The 20,548-nt window shown below is 53.3% G+C and carries 12 protein-coding genes and 4 pseudogenes; 5 read left to right on the forward strand and 11 right to left on the reverse strand.

Annotation, left to right across the window (positions count from 1 at the left end; genetic code table 11):
* Positions 1-109: 109 nt before the first annotated feature.
* From fecI to relA, 5 genes are all read right to left on the reverse strand, one after another.
* Positions 110-649 carry a ferric citrate uptake sigma factor FecI gene (fecI, locus tag SYMBAF_RS13375; protein WP_040262775.1) on the reverse strand — a complete coding sequence of 180 codons (540 nt, stop codon included), beginning with the start codon at positions 647-649 and terminating at the stop codon, positions 110-112.
* 350 nt (positions 650-999) lie between these two features.
* The gene (gene eno / locus SYMBAF_RS13380; protein WP_040262772.1) at positions 1,000-2,295 is read right to left on the reverse strand and encodes a phosphopyruvate hydratase; all 1,296 of its coding nucleotides are present in this window, start codon (positions 2,293-2,295) and stop codon (positions 1,000-1,002) included.
* Positions 2,296-2,376: 81 nt separating this feature from the next.
* Entirely contained in the window at positions 2,377-4,014 is a 1,638-nt protein-coding gene (pyrG, locus tag SYMBAF_RS13385) for a glutamine hydrolyzing CTP synthase (protein WP_040262769.1), read from the reverse strand.
* Between the two features lie 495 nt (positions 4,015-4,509).
* Positions 4,510-5,292, reverse strand: a complete 783-nt coding sequence (gene mazG / locus SYMBAF_RS13390; RefSeq protein ID WP_006709725.1) for a nucleoside triphosphate pyrophosphohydrolase — start codon at positions 5,290-5,292, stop codon at positions 4,510-4,512.
* A 119-nt stretch (positions 5,293-5,411) separates the two neighbouring features.
* A complete protein-coding gene (relA, locus tag SYMBAF_RS13395) occupies positions 5,412-7,643 on the reverse strand; it encodes a GTP diphosphokinase (RefSeq protein WP_040262767.1) in 2,232 nt (743 codons plus the stop codon).
* 921 nt (positions 7,644-8,564) lie between these two features.
* Here relA and SYMBAF_RS13400 point away from each other — a divergent pair.
* Positions 8,565-9,632 (forward strand): annotated as a pseudogene (locus tag SYMBAF_RS13400) (histidine kinase dimerization/phospho-acceptor domain-containing protein); the annotation flags it as partial.
* Positions 9,633-9,678: 46 nt separating this feature from the next.
* Here SYMBAF_RS13400 and SYMBAF_RS13405 read toward each other — a convergent pair.
* The 3 genes from SYMBAF_RS13405 to SYMBAF_RS13415 form a co-directional block, all read right to left on the reverse strand.
* Complete coding sequence (locus tag SYMBAF_RS13405) at positions 9,679-10,542, reverse strand: reverse transcriptase domain-containing protein (RefSeq protein WP_052447609.1); 864 nt, start codon at positions 10,540-10,542, stop codon at positions 9,679-9,681.
* A gap of 27 nt (positions 10,543-10,569) precedes the next feature.
* Positions 10,570-11,738, reverse strand: a protein-coding gene (locus tag SYMBAF_RS13410; protein WP_152609001.1) for an IS3 family transposase whose coding sequence is annotated in 2 segments (ribosomal slippage) — positions 10,570-11,489 and positions 11,489-11,738 — 1,170 coding nt in all. Because the reading frame shifts where the segments join, the coding sequence is not laid out codon by codon here.
* Between the two features lie 56 nt (positions 11,739-11,794).
* A complete protein-coding gene (locus SYMBAF_RS13415; RefSeq protein ID WP_082026802.1) occupies positions 11,795-12,193 on the reverse strand; it encodes a reverse transcriptase domain-containing protein in 399 nt (132 codons plus the stop codon).
* Between the two features lie 539 nt (positions 12,194-12,732).
* Between SYMBAF_RS13415 and SYMBAF_RS13420 the strand changes: the two are divergent.
* From SYMBAF_RS13420 to SYMBAF_RS13430, 3 pseudogenes are all read left to right on the forward strand, one after another.
* Positions 12,733-14,409 (forward strand): annotated as a pseudogene (locus SYMBAF_RS13420) (response regulator); the annotation flags it as partial.
* 66 nt (positions 14,410-14,475) lie between these two features.
* Positions 14,476-14,595, forward strand: a pseudogene (locus SYMBAF_RS13425) (transposase); the annotation flags it as partial.
* Between the two features lie 139 nt (positions 14,596-14,734).
* Positions 14,735-15,477: pseudogene (locus SYMBAF_RS13430) on the forward strand (inverse autotransporter beta domain-containing protein); the annotation flags it as partial.
* 532 nt (positions 15,478-16,009) lie between these two features.
* Here the strand turns inward: SYMBAF_RS13430 and degP are convergent.
* The gene (gene degP / locus SYMBAF_RS13435; protein WP_040262760.1) at positions 16,010-17,431 is read right to left on the reverse strand and encodes a serine endoprotease DegP; all 1,422 of its coding nucleotides are present in this window, start codon (positions 17,429-17,431) and stop codon (positions 16,010-16,012) included.
* Between the two features lie 184 nt (positions 17,432-17,615).
* On the reverse strand, positions 17,616-19,115 hold the full coding sequence (dgt, locus tag SYMBAF_RS13440) for a dGTPase (protein WP_040262759.1): 1,500 nt from the start codon (positions 19,113-19,115) through the stop codon (positions 17,616-17,618).
* 126 nt (positions 19,116-19,241) lie between these two features.
* On the opposite strand from dgt, the gene mtnN reads away from it, so the two are divergent.
* Positions 19,242-19,943, forward strand: a complete 702-nt coding sequence (gene mtnN, locus SYMBAF_RS13445; protein WP_040262757.1) for a 5'-methylthioadenosine/S-adenosylhomocysteine nucleosidase — start codon at positions 19,242-19,244, stop codon at positions 19,941-19,943.
* Between the two features lie 106 nt (positions 19,944-20,049).
* Here the strand turns inward: mtnN and erpA are convergent, their stop codons facing one another.
* The gene (gene erpA / locus SYMBAF_RS13450; protein WP_006709559.1) at positions 20,050-20,394 is read right to left on the reverse strand and encodes an iron-sulfur cluster insertion protein ErpA; all 345 of its coding nucleotides are present in this window, start codon (positions 20,392-20,394) and stop codon (positions 20,050-20,052) included.
* Between the last annotated feature and the right edge of the window lie 154 nt (positions 20,395-20,548).

Raw genomic sequence — 20,548 nt, forward strand, 5'->3', positions numbered from 1 at the left:
CGTCGATACAATCCAGCAGTCTGGGGCGATAGTGTGGTGGCATGGCATCACCCACGCAGGATGGCAAACCAGATTGCGGCCATTTTCCGCGCCTGGTGCTGTTGTTCAGTCATCCTGTTGGCCATGATCCTGATTCTTGCCGCAGACGGAACAGCAGACAGTGTTCAGTGGCTTTCGCCATATACTTCTTCACTGAGCTGACCGATACCCTTAGCTGCACGGCAACCTGCGCATAGGTCAGCCCCTCCAGTTGGGATAGCAGAAAGGCACACTGAACTTTGTCACCTAACCCATCAAGCATGACGTCAATCTGCTGTAGGGTTTCCAGCATGACATGCTGTAGTTCCGGTGATGGTATCTGCTGTTCCGGCAGATATTCCAGTGTTTCCTTTCCTCTCTGTTCCAGCATGTTGCGACGATAGAAGTCCACCATCACCCGCCGGGCAAGCGTGCAGAGAAACGATTTTGGTTCACGGATCTCCGGTGCACTGCCGCCAAGCAGCACGCGCATAAAGGTATCCTGTACCAGATCCTCCGCGTCGGAGGCCGAACCTAACTTATGCTGTAGCCAAGACCTCAACCAGCGATGATGCGACTGATAAAGCGTGGAAAAACTGTCTACAGGGGCCTGCGTCGCGCTGATTGACATAGAAAGTTACACTATCATCTGGCAGAAAATTAACAACACAAGAATAAATAATAATAGTTATCATTTCAATGTTAATGAAATGCCCCTTCCTTGGACTTTCGCATGTCTCCCTTTTCGCTAATTAACCAGGTTTATCCCATAAAAAACGCCAGCCACCATAAGAGCCCATCCCATCAGGCTATTTTATTTGCCATTTTGACCCTGGGCAGTGCTCACCATCTTCAGGTACTCCCTGTACGCTGTGGGTATTGCGCGCTGTCCGTATCCAAACTGACTGCACTGGGATAGGCTCTAAGTGACTGGCATTACGCCGCAGCGGGTTTTAAATTTAGCCGCCAATCAGGCTGTCATCACTGACCTTTGACTTCTTTCAGGCCGTTGAACGGCGCGCGGTCACCCAGCGCTTCTTCTATACGAATCAACTGATTATATTTGGCAACGCGATCAGAACGACTCATGGAGCCGGTTTTGATCTGGCCCGCCGCAGTACCTACCGCCAGGTCGGCGATGGTGGCATCTTCGGTCTCACCTGAACGGTGAGAGATCACCGCAGTATAGCCAGCCTCTTTTGCCATCTTGATAGCGGCCAAAGTTTCGGTCAGAGAACCGATTTGGTTGAATTTGATCAGAATAGAGTTAGCGATACCTTTTTCGATACCTTCTTTCAGGATCTTGGTGTTGGTCACAAACAGGTCGTCACCCACCAACTGGATTTTGTCGCCCAGCACTTTGGTCTGATAGGCAAAACCATCCCAATCAGATTCATCCAGGCCATCCTCGATCGACACGATGGGGTACTGTTTGGTCAAGTCTTCTAGGAAGTGGGTGAACTCTTCAGAAGTGAAAGCTTTGTTGCCTTCACCAGCCAGCACGTATTTACCGTCTTTGTAAAACTCGGAAGCCGCACAGTCCATCGCCAAGGTCACATCTTTGCCTAGCTCGTAACCCGCCGCTTTTACCGCTTCAGCGATAACTGCCAGTGCTTCAGCGTTGGAACCGAGATTTGGCGCGTAACCGCCTTCATCGCCCACTGCAGTGTTCATGCCTTTGGCTTTCAGTACTTTCGCTAGGTGATGGAACACTTCAGAGCCGATGCGCACCGCTTCTTTCAGGGTTTTCGCGCCAACTGGCTGGATCATGAATTCCTGAATATCGACGTTGTTGTCCGCATGCTCGCCGCCGTTGATGATGTTCATCATCGGCAGTGGCATGGAGAATTTGCCTGGGGTGCCGTTTAGCTCGGCGATATGTTCGTACAGCGCCATGCCTTTGGAGGCAGCGGCAGCCTTCGCCACAGCCAGGGAAACCGCCAGAATGGCGTTAGCACCAAATTGGGATTTGTTCTCGGTGCCGTCCAGCTCGATCATGATCCTGTCAATGTTCGCCTGATCTTTGGCATCTTTACCCCGTACAGCCTGAGCGATCGGGCCGTTTACTGCGGCAACGGCTTGCAATACGCCTTTACCCAAGAAACGAGCTTTGTCACCGTCGCGCAGTTCCAAGGCTTCACGGGAACCAGTAGAAGCCCCTGAGGGTGCCGCAGCCAGACCGACGAAGCCGCCTTCCAGATGCACTTCGGCTTCAACAGTCGGGTTACCACGGGAGTCGATGATTTCACGACCGATGACTTTAACAATTTTGGACATTAAGGTTTCCTCAGTACAAGTTAAATTAAAACTCAAGATAAGCAGCACGCGCTTCTCACCGTGCGGCTACCTACCGATAGGTTATTTCATCTGGCGCTTCTGATACTCACCAGCGGCTTTCACAAAGCCCGCGAAGAGCGGATGCCCATCACGCGGTGTTGAAGTAAATTCCGGGTGGAACTGGCAGGCCACAAACCACGGGTGATTTGGCAGTTCAATGATCTCAACCAGCTTGTTGTCGGCAGAAAGACCGGCTACGCGTAGCCCGGCGGCTTCGATCTGCTTCAACAGCATGTTGTTAACTTCATAGCGGTGACGATGGCGTTCAACAATGGTCGGTTCATCGTACAATTGGCGCACCAGACTGTTTTCGGCCAGGTGGCATGGCTGGCTACCGACACGCATCGTTCCCCCCAAATCGCTTTCTTGGGTGCGCACTTCGATGTTACCGTCTTCATCACGCCATTCGGTGATCAACGCCACCACCGGGTATTTACAATCTGGGGCAAACTCGGTTGAGTTAGCGTTCTCCATACCCGCCATATGGCGGGCGAACTCCATCAACGCTACCTGCATCCCCAGGCAAATGCCCAGGTAAGGGATCGCGTTCTCACGCGCATAGCGCGCGGCCATGATCATGCCTTCCACGCCGCGATAACCGAAACCGCCAGGGATCAGGATCGCATCCAACCCTTTTAGCACTTCTACGCCACGGGTTTCCACATCCTGCGAGTCGATCAACTTGATGTTCACGGTCAGACGTTTTTTCAGCCCGCCATGCTTCAATGCTTCAATCACCGACTTATAGGCATCTGGCAGTTCGACATATTTTCCTACCATGCCAATGGTCACTTCGCCGCCCGGATTGGCTTCTTCGTAGATCACCTGTTCCCATTCTGCCAGGTTCGCTTCCGGCACATTCAGGCTGAATCGTTTACAGATATAATCATCTAACCCTTGAGATTTCAATAGACCTGGAATTTTATAAATAGAATCAACATCTTTAAGGGAAATAACCGCTTTCTCCGGTACGTTGCAGAAAAGTGCGATTTTCGCGCGTTCGTTAGCAGGAACTGTGCGATCAGAACGGCAAATCAGCACATCCGGCTGGATACCAATTGAAAGCAGCTCTTTTACGGAATGCTGGGTGGGTTTGGTTTTCACTTCACCCGCCGCTGCCATATAAGGCACCAGCGTCAGATGCATGTAAAGGGTGTGCTCACGGCCGACTTCCACCGCCATCTGGCGGATGGCTTCGAGGAACGGCAGTGATTCGATATCGCCAACAGTACCGCCGACTTCCACCAACACCACATCATGGCCTTCGCCGCCTTCCAGAATGCGCTCTTTGATCGCGTTGGTGATATGCGGGATAACTTGCACGGTGGCACCCAGATAATCGCCACGGCGTTCTTTACGCAGAACGTCGGAGTAGATACGGCCGGTGGTGAAGTTGTTGCGGCGCGACATTTTGGTGCGGATGAAGCGCTCGTAGTGACCCAAATCCAGATCGGTTTCTGCGCCATCTTCAGTGACAAAAACTTCCCCATGCTGAATCGGGCTCATGGTACCCGGATCGACGTTGATGTACGGATCCAGTTTCATGATGGTAACGTTGAGGCCACGGGCTTCAAGAATAGCCGCCAAGGAGGCTGCGGCAATGCCTTTACCCAGAGAGGATACAACCCCGCCGGTCACAAAAATATAATTAGTTGTCATGCTGAACCTGAGAGTTTAGGTTTAAAGACGATGGGAACCAGGACGGGAAAACAGTATACCCGAACCTCATTCGGCCTACAAACGATCGTTTTACTGCCCATCATCTCTGCCCCCCTCCGGTCTTCATCGGGGTTTTTATCCTTCAACACCACTATAACTATTGATAAAACAGCCAGTTAACAGAAAAAATCTTATTTTACTGTCTCGCTGTCACGATAAAACACCTTCTGTTTCAGTTTGTTGGATTTCCTGCTACCACGCCTGGTTTAAACGTGGCAGATTTGAAGTTTAGCGCCTATCCCAGTGGGCGTACATTGTTGCAACCAGTTTGGATCAGGACAGCGCAACAACCGCAGCGTACAGGGAGTCCGTAAGGAGGGTGAGCACGGCCCAGGGCCAAAATGGCAAATAAAATAGCCTTATGGGATAAGTTCTTAACCGTTTCAACTTGAATGGGCCTTGTCACCCATCAACATCGGGTACCGCGCCTGTGGATCAGTTTTCTTGGCGTTTAACCTGTTGCCAAGCCGCTTCCTTTTGCTCTTGCGTAGCCTCTTCCAGGCGTAGCCCTTGCTGTCTGGTGATCTCTTCCACCTGGCGGAAACGCCGTTCGAACTTGCGATTCGCCACCTGCAAGGCGTTTTCAGCCTTATGGCCGAGGTGGCGCGCTAAGTTGACCGTGGCGAACAGCAGATCGCCAATCTCTTCCTCCAGTTTTTGCTCATCAACTACCGCCTGGCGGGCTTCATGCATCACCTCGTCGATCTCTTCATACACCTTGTCCAGCACGGGAGCTAAGGTGTTCCAGTCAAAGCCGACAGCAGCGCAGCGCTTTTGGATTTTGTGCGCTTTCATCAGCGCTGGCAGCGCCTGTGGGATATCGTCCAATGCCGAATACAGTGCCTTCTCGGCACGCTCATCGGCTTTCAGTTGCTCCCAACGCGCCGCCACGTTCTCGCTGTCGGCACCAAAAATGTGCGGATGACGGCGCTCCAGTTTGTCGCTGATAGCGTTGCACACTTCATCGAAATTGAACAACCCTTGTTCCTGCCCCATCTGGGCGTAAAATACCACCTGGAACAGCACGTCACCCAACTCGTCACGCAGGTCGGCGTAGTCCTGACGTTCAATGGCGTCCAGTACTTCGTAGGTCTCTTCCAGTGTATAAGGTGCGAGGGTGGCGAAGGTCTGCTGGCGATCCCATGAGCAACCCGCCTGCGGGTGGCGCAGCGTTGTCATAATATTCAGCAGGCGTTGCAGCGGGGGAGATGAAGTCATAGGAAAATCTCTGAGAATAAAAAAAGGATGGGCACTCATTTCTGTACCCGCACAGTTTATTGCCAATCGCATCCAGGCGCTGGTAGCCAAAACGATACGATTCGAAAGGCACAGGGGACTTAGTCGCCATGCAAACGTTTGGCGTCGATCACGTCTGGTAGTTGATTAAGCTTCGCCAACACCCGGCTCAGTACCAACTGGTTGTAGATTTCGATATCCATATCAATAGTAGCCAGTTGCTTTTTGGTGTCGCTGCGGCTAGCGACACCCAACACATTGACCTTCTCGTTGGCCAAAATGGTGGTGATGTCACGCAGCAGCCCACTGCGATCATTCGCCATCACACGCACGACCAGCGCATACCCGCTGGAATAGCTTTCCCCCCATACAGCATCGACGATACGCTCCGGTGCATGTGACTGTAGTTCAATCAACTGATCACAATCGGCACGGTGAATTGAGATGCCACGCCCCTGGGTGATAAAGCCGACGATAGGGTCGCCGGGGATCGGCTGGCAGCAGCGAGCAATGTAATGCATGAGGTTACCCACCCCTTCCACCACTACTCGGCCGTTGTCTTTACAGCGAGTTGGCGGCGGCGCTTTATGTTGCACCAGGTGGCGCAGCGCTTCGCGATCTTGTTCTTCGGCGCTCAGCTTATTGAACTTGCTTTGCAGGAAGTTCACCATTTGATTAAGGCGAATGTCGCCGCCACCGATCGCCGCCAATACCTCATCCAACGAGTGCATGTTATAGCGCGGGATCAGCAATTTTTCAGCCTCTTTCAGGTTGATGCCCAGGTGCGCTAACTCGTTATCCAACATTTGGCGCCCGGCGAGAATGTTCTTGTCACGATCTTGTTTGCGAAACCAGTGGTGGATCTTCGAACGCCCACGGCTAGTGGTCACGTAGCCCAGGTTGGGGTTCAACCAATCGCGGCTCGGGTTGGGCCGTTTTTGAGTGATGATCTCAATTTGATCACCCATCCGTAACTGATAAGTAAAAGGCACGATGCGGCCACCAACCTTGGCACCAATGCAACGGTGCCCCACATCACTGTGGATATGGTAGGCAAAGTCGAGCGGCGTCGACCCCGCCGGCAGATCCACGACATCACCTTTCGGGGTAAAGACATACACTCGGTCATCAAACACTTGGCTACGCACTTCATCGAGCATCTCGCCGGAGTCCGCCATCTCTTCCTGCCAGGTGATCAGTTTGCGCAACCAGGCGATGCGCTCCTCGTAACCAGAACGCATCGTCGCTCCGGCACCCTCTTTATATTTCCAGTGCGCGGCCACGCCTAGCTCGGCGTTTTCGTGCATCTGGCGGGTACGGATCTGGATTTCCAGCGTTTTACCACGTGGGCCAAGCACCACCGTGTGGATCGACTGATAGCCGTTGGGCTTCGGGTTGGCAACGTAATCGTCAAATTCGTTCGGTAGGTGACGGAAGTGGGTATGCACAATCCCTAGCGCGGCATAACAGTCCTGCAAACGCTCGACCACCACACGCACCGCCCGAACATCAAACAGTTCGTCAAAGGAAAGATGTTTTTTCTGCATCTTACGCCAGATGCTGTAGATGTGTTTCGGGCGTCCATAGATCTCAGCTTTGACGTTCTCATCAGCCATGGCACCGCGTAACGATGCAACGAAATCGTCGATAAATTGTTCGCGATCAATGCGGCGCTCATGCAGCAGATTGGCGATACGCTTGTATTCGTCCGGGTGCAGATAGCGGAAGCACAAATCCTCCAATTCCCATTTGATTTGACCGATGCCCAGGCGGTTGGCCAGCGGTGCATAGATATTGGAACACTCTTTGGCGGCCAACACGCGCTCATCTTCGGGCGCGTCCTTTACCTCACGTAGGTGGACGATGCACTCCGCCAGCTTGATCACCACACAGCGAAAATCCTCCACCATCGCCAACAACATACGACGCACATTGTCGACCTGCTCGTAGGCCATCGAACCATTTTGGGTGGCTTTCAGTTGACGGATAGCATCCATATCGCGCACACCATGTACCAGATAGGTGATCTCCTTGCCGAACGTTGCGGTCAGGGTCTCTTCCTGCACGATGCCGGCATCCGCCAATGGGAACAGCAGCGCGGCGCGCATACTGTCATTATCCATGCTCAGGGTAGAGAGAATTTCTACCATTTCAAGCCCACGCCACAACAACAGCGGCGCATTAGGGTAGTTTTGGGTCTGCTGTTCACAATAACGCCAGGTTGTGGCTAATCGCTCACATGACTGTGGGCTAGTTAGCCCCAAACTGGCTATCCACTCATCAAGAGCGAATTCAACCGCCGTATTCAGATGTGCACTCCTTACCGCAACCATAACCAACCCCTCTCTACTTTGCAGCGCCATTGACCAAGATGCCCCGTATGCGGAAACATTTATACCCTAAATAATTCGAGTTGCTGGAAGGCAGCAACGTAGCGACAAATCGGTCGAGAACCAATTTGAACCGCGCTTGCACTGGGCCGCAGGCTTAACTTCAGGGATGGGGTTGATTAATCCCCAGGCGCTTAACCAGTCAGTGACAGGGGTAAGCAAAGAAAGCTAACGCACAAGCAACGTGAAGTATCACGGGTATACCGCACCCGCACGCATGCCAGACACTAACCGGTACCCAGTCGCTTGCCTTCGTAGTGTGGGATACATCACACCCAGTGATCATAATCTGTGACATCCTTCCAAGCGTCCCGGCCCGGGTAGGTTCCAGCACCGCCTGATCGACTCTTTGCGCCATCCATCTTGTCGCTCAACGTCTGCCTCCCTGTTTTCATCGAAAACGAGACATTTTCTTAAGGATATTCTTATGCCCATTATATTGCCCATTCACTACCAGCGTGGCAACACCTTACATGAGCGGTACCAGTACGCTTCTGCCCACTACGGGCGATGGGGGCTTATTTGGGGTCAACTGGATTTCTGCCCGTTTGCACCCTGCCTTGGGCAATGGAATCGAGGCCGCTCAGTGATTTGTCAATTCAGCCAAGTCGTCATACGGCGTTTGACAGGGTAGAATTGCGCCATGTTTGTCGATGATGTGCTGGTTTATATTAAGAGCCTATTCCAGTAGGCGTATAATTAGTTGAAGCCAGTTTAGACCAGGACAGCGCGCAATCCTCGCAGCATACATGGCGTATGTGATGATTGTGGGCACTGCCCAGGGCCAAAATGGCAAATAAAATAGCCTGCTGGGATAGGTTCTGAGCTAGCGTCAGTTGTCAATTCTCCTATCATTGGAATCCCATGACCAAATACAGCCTGCGTGCGCGCATGATGATCCTAATTTTGGCACCAACTTTGCTGATTGGTTTGCTGCTCAGCACCTCTTTTGTGGTGCATCGCTATAACGAGTTGCAGGAACAACTGGTTAACGCCGGTGTCAACATTATCGAGCCGCTGGCGGTGGCCAGCGAGTACGGCATGATTTTCCACAGCCGCGAATCGGTCAGGCAGCTAGTCAGTCTATTGCACCGCCGTCATTCAGAGATTGTGCGTTCGATTACCGTGTTCGATGCGCAGAATAACCTGTTTGTCACCTCCAATCATCATCACAACTTCGCCCGACTACAGCTACCGACAGGGGCACCTCTTCCTGCCGATCTCATGTTGACCCGGCGCGGCGACTCGCTGATCCTGCGCACGCCAATCTGGTCCGAAAACCAGTATCCCGATGGAACTGCCGACAATAGCGGCAATCTTGACAACAACCTAGGCTATGTGGCGATCGAGCTGGGTTTATAGTCGGTGCGGCTACAGCAATATAAAGAAGTGTTCATCTCCACCCTACTGCTGTTGCTGTGCATGTGCATCTCTATGCTGTTCGCCTACCGCCTGATGCGTGACGTGACTGGCCCAATCCGCAATATGGTGAATACCGTTGACCGCATTCGCCGAGGCCAGCTCGACAGCCGTGTCGAAGGCTTTATGCTTGGCGAACTGCACACGCTGAAGAACGGCATCAACTCGATGGCGATGTCGCTCACCGCCTACCACGAAGAAATGCAGCAGAACATCGATCAGGCCACCTCCGATCTGCGCGAAACTTTGGAACAGATGGAGATCCAAAACGTCGAACTGGATCTGGCGAAAAAGCGAGCCCAGGAAGCGGCGCGTATCAAGTCCGAATTTCTGGCTAATATGTCGCACGAGCTACGCACCCCGTTGAACGGCGTTATCGGCTTTACCCGTCAAATGCTGAAAACCGATCTGAGTATAACCCAAGCCGATTACCTGCAAACCATCGAGCGTTCGGCCAATAACCTGCTGACCATCATCAACGACGTGCTGGACTTCTATCGGGTCGCGCAAGGGAACTTCCCCCCTGCGCTCCCACGGAACCGGACGTGACAGTCTCCCGTCATCCGGCTCTTGTCGTTGACCACTCACGCCGCGTACAAATTTCCCAGTGTGCAAACAGACCGGGCCTGGCGCGCTGTATCCGTCTTAACCATTCATATGCCTGAGCCAGACTACCGTGGACCCGCTTATATTTGCGGGCGACCCATTTCGCAAGGTGCAGATCTACATGAGTGGCTATACAGTTCATTGCTGAACGATAAAAGTGACCATAGTACTTAACCCAGCCCCGTAACATGGGGTTGAGCCAACGGGCCATGACTTCCAGCGATAACGGCGTTTTGTGGCTCAGATCCCAGCCCCGTACCGTCTGCCGGATTGCCTTCGCAGCTCTGCCGCTCATTGCTGGCAGGAAATTCACCGACAGCTCTCCCTCTTTCGAGAAGGACTTTCTTGGCCTGAACGTATAGCCCACAAAGTCGAAGCTGATTTCAGGATATGCTTCCGTTCTTTCCCTGTCCTTGCAGTAAACGACTTTAGTCTTGCCCGGACTCATCTCCAGCTTACACTCAGCCAGCCGTTTTCTGAGCCTGCCACGCAGCATCATTGCCTGAGCATGACTCTTGCAGTGAATGACTACATCATCAGCGTATCGCTCGAACCGGACGACGGGGAATTCCCGCGTCATCCACATATCGAATGCATAATGCAGAAACAGATTGGCAAGTAATGGACTAATGACTCCGCCCTGAGGCGTTCCCTTGTCCCTCATCTGCACCGTTCCGTCCGGCATACACACCGATGCGGTCAGCCATCGCTCAATGTAGAGTTTCACCCATCTGCAGTCCGTATGCCTGCACACCGCTCTCATCAGGAGTTCGTGATCGATATTGTCGAAGAACCCCTTGATGTCCACGTCCAGCACCCAGTCAGTACGCCAGCATTGTAGTGGTCAACTAAAACTGGCCACCGCGTTAGAGTTTTTCCAGTATCGGTTTTCCGATTCGTTTGGTGGTAACCCACCGTTATATTCATGCGGCCTGAGCGCGCTGTAATACCCAACGATATAGTCCGTTATTGCGTGGGCTGCATCGCTGAAGTTTATGTAACCCGTCACCGGTACCCATTCGTTCTTCAGACTCCTGAAGAAGCGCTCCATTGGGCTATTATCCCAGCAGTTTCCACGCCGACTCATACTCTGTCTGATCCGATACCTCCACAGTGACTGCCGGAACTGTCTGCTTGTGTAATGGCTGCCCTGATCGCTGTGGAACATCACTCCGGCTGGTTTTCCCCGGGCCTCCCACGCCATCTCCAGCGCTTTGATGGTCAGCCTGCTGTCCGGTGAGAACGACATTGCCCAGCCCACCGGTTTTCTCGCGAACAGGTCGAGAACAACGGCGAGGTAGGCCCAGCGCCTGCCTGTCCAGATATAGGTCACATCGCCACACCACACCTGATTAGGCTCTGTCACTGCGAACTGCCGCTCAAGGTGATTCGGGATAGCGATGTGTTCAAGGCCACCGCATTTATACCGATGAGTGGGCTGTTGACAACTGACCAGCCCCAGCTCTTTCATGAGCCTGCCGGCGAGCCATCGTCCCATCCTGAAGCCCTTCATGGTTGCCATAGTTGCGATACTCCTTGCGCCAGCAGAGCCATGGCTGACGCTATGCAGTTCCAGTACCTGGCTGCGTAATACAGCTCGTCTGCCATCTGGTTTTTCAGGACGGTTTTTCCAGTATTTGTAGCTGCTGCGATGAACCCCGAACACGTGGCAGAGTGTGACCACCGGATAATGCGCTCTGAGTTTCCCGATTATCGAGAACTGTTCAGGGAGTCTGACATCAAGAGCGCGGTAGCCTTTTTTAATATTTCGTTTTCCATTTCAATACGTTGTATTTTTTTCCTCAGCTCACGTATTTCAATTTGTTCAGGAGTAATGGGAGAGGCTTTAGGTATTTTTCCCTGCCGCTCATCACGCAACTGCTTCACCCATCGCGTCATTGTGGAAAGGCCGACATCCATAGCACTGGCTGCATCTGCCACGGTGTAGTTCTGGTCAACGACCAGTTGAGCGGATTCGCGTTTGAACTCTGCACTGAAATTTCTTTTTTTCATTGAAGCACCTGTAATGTCCTGAGGTGAGCATATCACCTCTGTTCAGGTGGCCAAATTCAGTGTGCCACTACACATCGATGCCGGGCCATCCTCAGGGCATCGTGCGCAGATTTGTGCGGGCGATAGCCATAAGAGTCATTGTGGAACAGTGCCTCCAGAATCGGCTCCAGCATGTCTTTGACAACCATCTGCGCAATGCGATCCGAGACTGTGGGGATCCCCAGGGGTCTCGTTCCACCCGTCGCCTTGGGTATATCAACACGCCGAACCGCTGGCGGCATATAGCTGCCCGAGGCCATTCGGTTCCAGATTTTGTACAAGTTCCCCACGAGGTTCCTATCAAATTCCTCAATCGACTGACCATCGATCCCAGCACTGCCTTTGTTGGCTTTTACTTTCTTGTACGCGCTCCAGACGGCATGTCTGGATAACGCAAACGGTTTGGACTGGTTCACAGGCTCCTCCCGCTTATGCGGTTGGCCTGCAGTACAGCCCCAACGACTGGCCCCCTTCGCTCCACGTCCATTACAGACGCTTCATCACTACTACGGAACCATCTGCCCCTGTGCCCCGCATTGGTACTCTGGCGCTCGCAGGGTTTCTGCTCGACGCCGCTCCCTTCGCATCGGGACGACAGGTTCCCACGTTCCATGCCAGAGCCTGTGTTGTGCTCATGCTGTCTATATGCCGGATGCCGACCAGCCAGTAACCAGATAACCGCTGGACTTATCACGCACCGCTTAGAAAGCGCGTTTTTGACATCATCTTGTTCCTTTCGACACTGCATCTACAGTTCACTCTCGTTCATCTTCACAACACATACATGACGCATCTGACTGCGCCTTTTCCCTGACGCTCACCACCACCGCTCTTAACGGCAGCAGCTCAGGGTAGTTTGAAGGCTGCATCTGGACACCGCCTCCGAGGGGCCGCCCCTCATCTCTCGCACAGCATTGCACCCTTATTTGCCATAGGGTACATTCGTGGCACACCTAAGCTGGAAGCCGGCAAACTGGTGTTGGAACACATCCCGTTCTCGCTGCGCGAAACCCTGGATGACGTGATAGTGCTGCTGGCCCCCAGCGCTCATGAGAAAGGGCTGGAGCTGACGCTGGACGTGCACAACAACGTGCCAGAGCAGGTGTTCGGCGACGCGCGGCGCTTGCAGCAAATCATCACCAATCTGCTGGGCAATTCGGTCAAATTTACTGAGACCGGCAGCATCGATATTCGCGTCGAGCTGCGTAAACAGTTGGAATGCAGGGTGGAGTTGGAAGTGCAGATCCACGACACGGGCATCGGCATTTCCGAGCGCCAGCAATCGCAGCTTTTCCAGGCGTTCCGTCAGGCGGATGCCAGCATTTCCCGCAGCCACGGCGGCACCGGGCTGGGGCTGGTGATCACCCAAAAGCTGGTGAAGGAGATGGGGGGTGATATCTGCTTCCACAGCCAACTTAGCCGTGGTTCGACCTTCTGGTTCTATATCCAACTCGACCTGAACGAAGGCATGCCATCATTGCAACCTAGCTTGACGGATCTGCGCGGTAAAACGCTGGCTTACATCGAATCCAACCCGGCGGCGGCGCAAGCGACACTCAATATGCTTAGCGTCACCCCACTGGTGATCACCCATTCGCTGACCTTGGCCCAGTTACCAAAAAACGAATATGACTTTCTGCTCATTGGCGCACCAATCCCGGTCACCAGCAGTATGGTGCAGCATAATAACACGCTGCTAGCGGCGCTGAAGGTGACCAGCCGGGTGATCCTGGCGCTGTCATATCAATCGCAGATCGATGCAGAACAGTTGAAGCAGCAGGGCGCACTCGGTTGCCTGATCAAACCGATCACCAGCAATCGCCTATTCCCACTGCTGCGGATGGAGGTACCACTGCGCCTCAGCCCCCAACCACAGCGCAAACGACTGCCGCTAACGGTGATGGCAGTCGACGATAACCCGGCTAACCTGAAACTTATTGGCACTCTGCTGGCAGAACAAGTGGAGCAAACCCTGCTATGCGAAAGTGGTGAAGAAGCACTGGCGCTGGCACGCGACAACGTGCTGGATCTGATCCTGATGGATATTCAGATGCCGAAGATCGACGGCATCCGCACCAGTGAATTGATCCACCAACTACCGCACCATAAGTCAACCCCGATCGTCGCAGTCACCGCCCACGCGATCAGCGGCGAACGCGAGCATCTGCTCAAGGCCGGAATGGACGACTATCTGGCCAAACCGATCGACGAAGCAATGCTAACCCGTGTGCTATCCCGCTATCACAGCGGCGAGCCGCACGTCGCCGAACAGCTATTGTCGCTCAACTGGCCGATGGCGCTGCGCCAGGCAGCCAACAAACAGGATCTGGCACGCGACATGCTAGAGATGCTACTCGGTTTCCTGCCACAGGTCGACGAACGGGTACAAGCGCTGCTCGACGGCCAGCCGGACGACAGCATTCTCGACTTGATCCATAAGTTGCATGGCAGTTGTAGCTACAACGGCGTACCACGCCTGAAGCAGTTGTGTTTCTACCTGGAGCAGCAGTTGCGTCAGGGCGTCAGCCACGCACAGTTAGAACCGGAGTGGTTGGAGCTATTGGATGAAATTGCACTGGTGAGACAGGCGGCACGTACCCACCTGAGTAATACTCCATCCAGCATAACGTAAGAAGACACGCCAAAGAGTGTCTTAGATTGCTGAGAACCCCGTTTATTTGGCACCTTGACTAGGGTAATGGACTGGCCCCTGCCACGATTTACCCCTGAATTTTAGGAAGTCGCTGTTCGTCAAATCACCGAACGCGGCTATTCCGTTGCTGAAGTTTCCGACAGGCGGGGCGTTGGCGCGTCTAGTCAGCGAACTTTCCAGTCTTGCCAGCAAACTGAACCTACTCGCAAGCATGGCTTCGGTAAAACAGGCGCTCCTCGCGACTATTGCCAGGATCGCCACCATACTTTCCAGCTTAACTATCGCTATAACGTGGCTGCGCCGCTTCGGCACCGCCCGTGTGCAGTTGGGCGCGGATAAGCACTTCTCGCTGAAAAACTCGCAGTTTGACCTGCTGGCTCCGCTGTATGACCAGGGCGACAACCTGCTCTTCACCCAGGGCAGCCTGCACCGCACCGATGAGCGTACCCAGCTTAACCTCGGTGCCGGGCTGCGCCACTTCGCGCCCCGTTATAGGCTCGGTGCCAATTTCTTTACTGATTATGACCTGTCGCGTGACCATGTATGCCATGACAGCAGCAGATCAATCCCACTGCCGTGGCGGCAATGCGCAGCCTGGCAGGCAGCCGCTACGCCCTGGTGGAGAGAAATAACAACATTATCCTGGCGTACCGCAAGAAGGAACTGATCCGCCTGCATACCGCATCGCAGGTGACCGGCTATGGTGGGGAGAAAAAATCCCTGGAAGTCTCGGTCACCAGCAGTCACGCGCTAGCGCGTATCGATTGGTCAGCCCCGGTGCTGTTGGCAGCAGGCGGCAAAATCGTTCAGGACAGCGCCCAGGACTATAGCCTGGTGTTGCCCGCCTATCAGTTCAAACTGGGCGTCAACCATTACACCGCCAGCGGTGTCACCGTAGACAGCCAGGGCAATATCTCGGATCCGAACGAAACCCGGGTAACGGTGCAAGCCCCACTGATTGACGCCAACAGCAGCACCTTGACGGCAGACGGAAAAATCAGCCAGTTGCTGACCCTGGAGCTGAAAGACATGCAAGGCCAGCCGATGCCGGGTATCGCCCGCGCACTCCGTTTCCAGGTGTTAGACCGCGATGACAACCCGGCTCAACTGACCCGATAAACAATGACCGAACAGGAAAAAACTGGCCTACAGCCTATGCCCGTAGGCGTACATTGTTGTAGCCCGTTTACGCACCGACAGCGTGGAACAACCAGCGCATACAAGAAGTCCGTGAGGAGGGTGATCTCTGCCCAGGTACAAAATGGCAAATAAAATAGCCTAATGGGATAGGTTCTTAATGTTGAGCAATGGGTAGAACCTAGTCACAGTGGCGGCATATTATGCCCGTCATACTTCAAGTTACCTGTGCGTAAGCTTTCCCCATTCCCCCCAATTACTGACGGGTGTCAGCGCCTGGGGGATTAATCAACCTTATCCCTGAGGTTCAGCAAACGTTGCTCAAATCGGTTCCCAAGCGATTTGTCGCTGCGTTGCCGTCTGCCTGCCACATGAGTTATTTAGTGTATAAAAGGGCGCAGTTCATTGTGAACTGCGCCCTTACATTGCCTGCTGGCAAGGGTTACTGCATCAGCAAATACAGTTTGTTCTCGCCGCGCTGAATATTCAACGCCAACACAGGAGGCGAGCTGTCGAGCATTTTACGCAATTCGCCCAGGTTCTGGATCGGCTGTTGGTTAACGCCCAGGATCACATCGCCCTTTTTCAGGCCAATGCGTGCGGCGGCGCTGCCATCCTTGACGTTGTCCACTTTGATACCTTTCTGAGCGCCGATCTGGGTATTACTTAACTCGGCTCCTTCGATACCGGTATAGATATTGCCAGACTCGATCTGCGTCTGGGTACTTTGCTCCAGCGTGGCGTCAAGGGTCATCGGTTTACCGTCACGGATGATACCCAACGCCATCTTGCTACCAATTGGCAACGTGCCGATTTCTGCCCGGAAAGAAGCGAAGCTGGAGATAGCTTTGCCGTTGATGGTGACGATCACATCGCCAGCCTTAATGCCTGCTTTGGCGGCGGAGGATTTAGGCACAACCTCATTGACAAAAGCCCCACGCTGCGCATCGATCTTCATCGCTTTGGCCAGTTCAGAGTTCAGTTCGGTGCCTTTAATGCCCAGTTCACCACGTTTCACCTGACCATATTCGACCATCTGCGCCGTCAGATTTTTCACCATGTTACTTGGGATGGCAAAGCCGATGCCGATGTTGCCGCCATCCGGTGCCAGGATCGCGGTGTTGATGCCGATCAACTCGCCGTTCAGGTTGACCAATGCGCCACCGGAGTTACCACGATTAATCGCGGCGTCAGTCTGGATAAAGTTCTCGTAATTTTCGATATTCAGGCCGCTGCGACCCAGTGCAGAAACGATACCTGAAGTGGCGGTTTCACCCAACCCGTAAGGGTTGCCGATGGCGATAGCGTAATCACCAACGCGCAGTTGATCGGAGTCTGCCATTTTGATGGCTGTCAGGTTCTTAAAGTCCTTCAGTTGCAGCAGGGCGATATCGGAACGCATATCTTTGCCGATCACTTTGGCGTCATAGCGCCGGCCATCACTCAGCTTTACTTGAATTTTATTAGCGTTATCCACCACATGGTTGTTGGTCACGACATAGCCTTTGGCTGCATCAATCACTACCCCGGCACCCAGTGCCTGGAAATTCTGCTGTGTACCCTGTTGCTGCCCATCCGGCCCAACTTGACACAGCGGCGAACCCTGGAATGGCGAACCATTGCGGCAAAACGGCGAGTCTTCACCAAAGAATTGCTGGAACTGCGGTGGCATTCTTGGCGTATTGACCGTAGTACTACCCTCTACATTGATGCTCACCACAGAAGGCATCACTTTTTCCAGCATCGGTGCCAAACTTGGCAACGGTTGCGAGCTGGAAAACGTGGTGTCGGCGGCGCTGGCCTTGAGCGGCCCCATCGCCATACTGAATGTCAGTGCACTCAGGATTAATGCGGTTTTTTTCATCTGTATGTCTCTTTTATCGAGTCGTTAAGAAAAGTCTTTCAATCCATCCGGTGCATTGTCAGAGCTAATTAATAGCCTAAAGTTCCGACGCAGGTTATTGGTAATAGTAAACAAATATTGTCTGTCTTTACAAAACGGCTCACCGACTGTAGCACGGGAAAACAACAATTAATTACCCAATTAATTATTCTGCTGCAATTAATCGCCGATATTCATCATAAGCATAAAGATCGGTCATTCCGCTGATATAGTCTTGCAGTAAACGTGCGCGGAAATAATATTCTCTAATCGCCTGTTGTTCTGCCGATAGATGCTGCAACCCTTCCACGGCTTCGACATAGGCCAGCCGATGTTTAGTGGAAAGCTTGTGGTATAACCGCGTTTCGATCGGATAAGCGCGATGGCTGTCCTGCTGCACCAGCCGGGTGAAATCGGCCAACGGCATCGCTAGCAGCGGGCTGTAAATGTCCAGCAGACCGCTGATAACCCGGTACCCCTGTAACTCAAGCTGTTCCACTTCTGGGTGGTTGAACACACGTTTGAATGCCACATTCTTAAATATTTTCAATAAATTACATTCTTGTCCAGCATCCTCCAGCAATGCCTGATTGAAGTGGCCCTGAAACACCGCCTCCAGGTTGTCGATAAAGCGTTTCGCCGCGTGTGGCACCAGCCGCTTCACAGTCAATACCCGCAAATACATGAAGAACTGATCCCCGCCGCTGTCAATTTTGCGGAAGGCACTGGCAACGGTTTTATCGAATAAATCCCCCGTGATCACTTCCCCCCATTCCTGCTTGAGATGCTGATAAAGTTGCTCAACGGTGAAGATATTTTTTTCCACGGCGTCTTCGAGATCGGCAATGCAATAAGAAATATCGTCGGCGGCTTCCATAATATAGGTCAGAGGGAAACGGTTGAATTCGCCCATATGCAGTTCGCGCCGTAAGCGATCAACATACGCTTCCTCCGCCAAATAATAACCGGGCTTTTTCATCAGGTAGCTGTGGCTAGCTGGGATCTCGCTCGCCCAATAGGCCGGGCGGGTATATTTCAAAATGCAACCCACCTGCGCGTAAGTTAGGTTGAGCTTCAGCAGGGTATAGACCATGCGGATCGCCTGAGCATTGCCTTCAAAATGGCTGAGATCTTGACGAATGCGGCTGCGCAGCCGGTTAAGATCGCTTTCACCCTGATGCAGGCGTAGCAGCTCAACCCGACACCTATCGTGGCTACCCGGCCCGCTGCCGCAACTGGCAGGATCGAGCCGCTGGGTGAACCAGTCGTTGATCGCCGACTCGCCGAAGTGGCCAAACGGCGGATTGCCGATATCATGCATCAGACAGGCCGTTTCGATGATACTTTCAAAGGGAGCGAGCAACCGGGTCAGGCCAAGCTCATCAATGCGCCCAGCCAGTTTGAAGCGGTTGAGGATCTCTTTGGCGATATGCCGCCCGACCTGCTGCACTTCCATCGAATGGGTCAGGCGGCTACGCACGGCCGCATTACGCTCCAACGGAAAGACCTGGGTTTTTTGCTGCAAACGGCGGATGGCGGCAGAATTGATAATGCGCCCGCGATCGCTCTCAAACTGCCGCACAATGTCGTACTCATCTTTGGCCTCAATAGGTTTGCCGAATGGCCGCAGGAAGCTGATTTTTTGCTTGAAGTCGATCCCGGACATCTGTTTCTCCTCAGTCGCACCTACCTCTGTGATAACAATTCCCGCCAGCGGATGCAATGAATTATCTCTCTGACAGCCATGATAGACTATGGTGCAATTCCCCTACCTAATCAGCGAGTGTTATTTATGAAAGTAGCCATCATCGGCGCAATGGAGCAAGAAGTCGCCCTACTGCGCGATCAAATCGAAAACCGTCAAACCCTTCAACGCGCGGGCAGTGAAATCTATACCGGCCAGATCGGCAGCGTCGACGTTGCCCTGCTGAAATCCGGTATCGGCAAAGTCTCTGCGGCCATAGGCACCACCCTGTTGCTGCAACATTGCCAGCCGGACATGGTGATCAATACCGGCTCCGCCGGTGGCCTTGCCAGCACGCTGAAGGTTGGCGACATCGTGGTGTCCGAAGAAGTGCGTTACCACGATGCCGACGTAACCGCCTTTGGCTATGAGCCAGGCCAGATGGCCGGTTGCCCAGCAGCGTTCGTGGCCGATGGCGCGCTGATCGCTCTGGCAGAAAGTGGCATCAAACAGTTAAACCTGAACGCAGTGCGCGGCCTGATTTGCAGCGGCGATGCATTTATCAATGGTGCAGAACCGTTGGCACGTATTCGCGCCACCTTCCCAAACGTTGTGGCAGTTGAAATGGAAGCTGCAGCGATCAGCCACGTCTGCCACCTGTTCAGCACGCCGTTTGTGGTGGTGCGCGCTATCTCCGACGTCGCCGACAGCGTATCCCACATCAGCTTTGACGAATTCCTCACAGTGGCGGCCAAACAGTCCACGATGATGGTTAACGCCATGCTGCAAGCCCTGGCCAAACGCGGTTGAAGTGCAGCCAAGCGCCCCTCACCGAACAAACTGTCGTGTAGGAAATAACAGGAGCATTAACCCGCCAGCCATGAGGGAAGACGGGTCATACCCTAGCGGGGAAAAGTCAGATACTGAATGAGGAACCACAGCCACAGGTCGTTTTGGCATTCGGGTTGGTCACCACAAAGCGTGAGCCTTCCAGCCCTTCAGTATAATCCACCGCCCCCCCCACCAGATATTGCAGGCTCATCGGATCGACCACCAGCGCCACACCTTGCTTCTCAATGGTCATGTCGCCATCATTGATTTTGTCGTCAAATGTGAAGCCGTACTGAAACCCACTACAGCCGCCGCCGGTAATGTAAACTCGTAACTTTAGGTTCGGGTTTTCTTCATCAGCGATCAGAAATTTAACCTTGTTTGCTGCTGCCTCAGTAAATTGCAGGGGCAATGCAGTTTCATCATTCATACTCTTTTACTCCCAACCTGGTTCAGCATCAGATCGCTACACTAGCTGCCTGATTAATACTGACGATTATCCGATACCTAAGTATTGTGTTCAAGTATTCACCCCATTTGCTTTACCCCGTTTCTCCGTCACCTTACCACTGGCTAAGAGCCTA

This window comes from Serratia symbiotica (genome assembly GCF_000821185.2).
GTDB classification, from domain to species: Bacteria; Pseudomonadota; Gammaproteobacteria; order Enterobacterales; family Enterobacteriaceae; genus Serratia; species Serratia symbiotica.

Excerpts from the sequence above, each read along its gene's own strand:
- fecI (WP_040262775.1), bottom strand. The coding sequence starts at position 649 with ATGTCAATCAGCGCGACGCAGGCCCCTGTAGACAGTTTTTCCACGCTT.
- eno (WP_040262772.1), bottom strand. The coding sequence starts at position 2,295 with ATGTCCAAAATTGTTAAAGTCATCGGTCGTGAAATCATCGACTCCCGT.
- pyrG (WP_040262769.1), bottom strand. The coding sequence starts at position 4,014 with ATGACAACTAATTATATTTTTGTGACCGGCGGGGTTGTATCCTCTCTG.
- mazG (WP_006709725.1), bottom strand. The coding sequence starts at position 5,292 with ATGACTTCATCTCCCCCGCTGCAACGCCTGCTGAATATTATGACAACG.
- relA (WP_040262767.1), bottom strand. The coding sequence starts at position 7,643 with ATGGTTGCGGTAAGGAGTGCACATCTGAATACGGCGGTTGAATTCGCT.
- degP (WP_040262760.1), bottom strand. The coding sequence starts at position 17,431 with ATGAAAAAAACCGCATTAATCCTGAGTGCACTGACATTCAGTATGGCG.
- dgt (WP_040262759.1), bottom strand. The coding sequence starts at position 19,115 with ATGTCCGGGATCGACTTCAAGCAAAAAATCAGCTTCCTGCGGCCATTC.
- mtnN (WP_040262757.1), top strand. The coding sequence starts at position 19,242 with ATGAAAGTAGCCATCATCGGCGCAATGGAGCAAGAAGTCGCCCTACTG.
- erpA (WP_006709559.1), bottom strand. The coding sequence starts at position 20,394 with ATGAATGATGAAACTGCATTGCCCCTGCAATTTACTGAGGCAGCAGCA.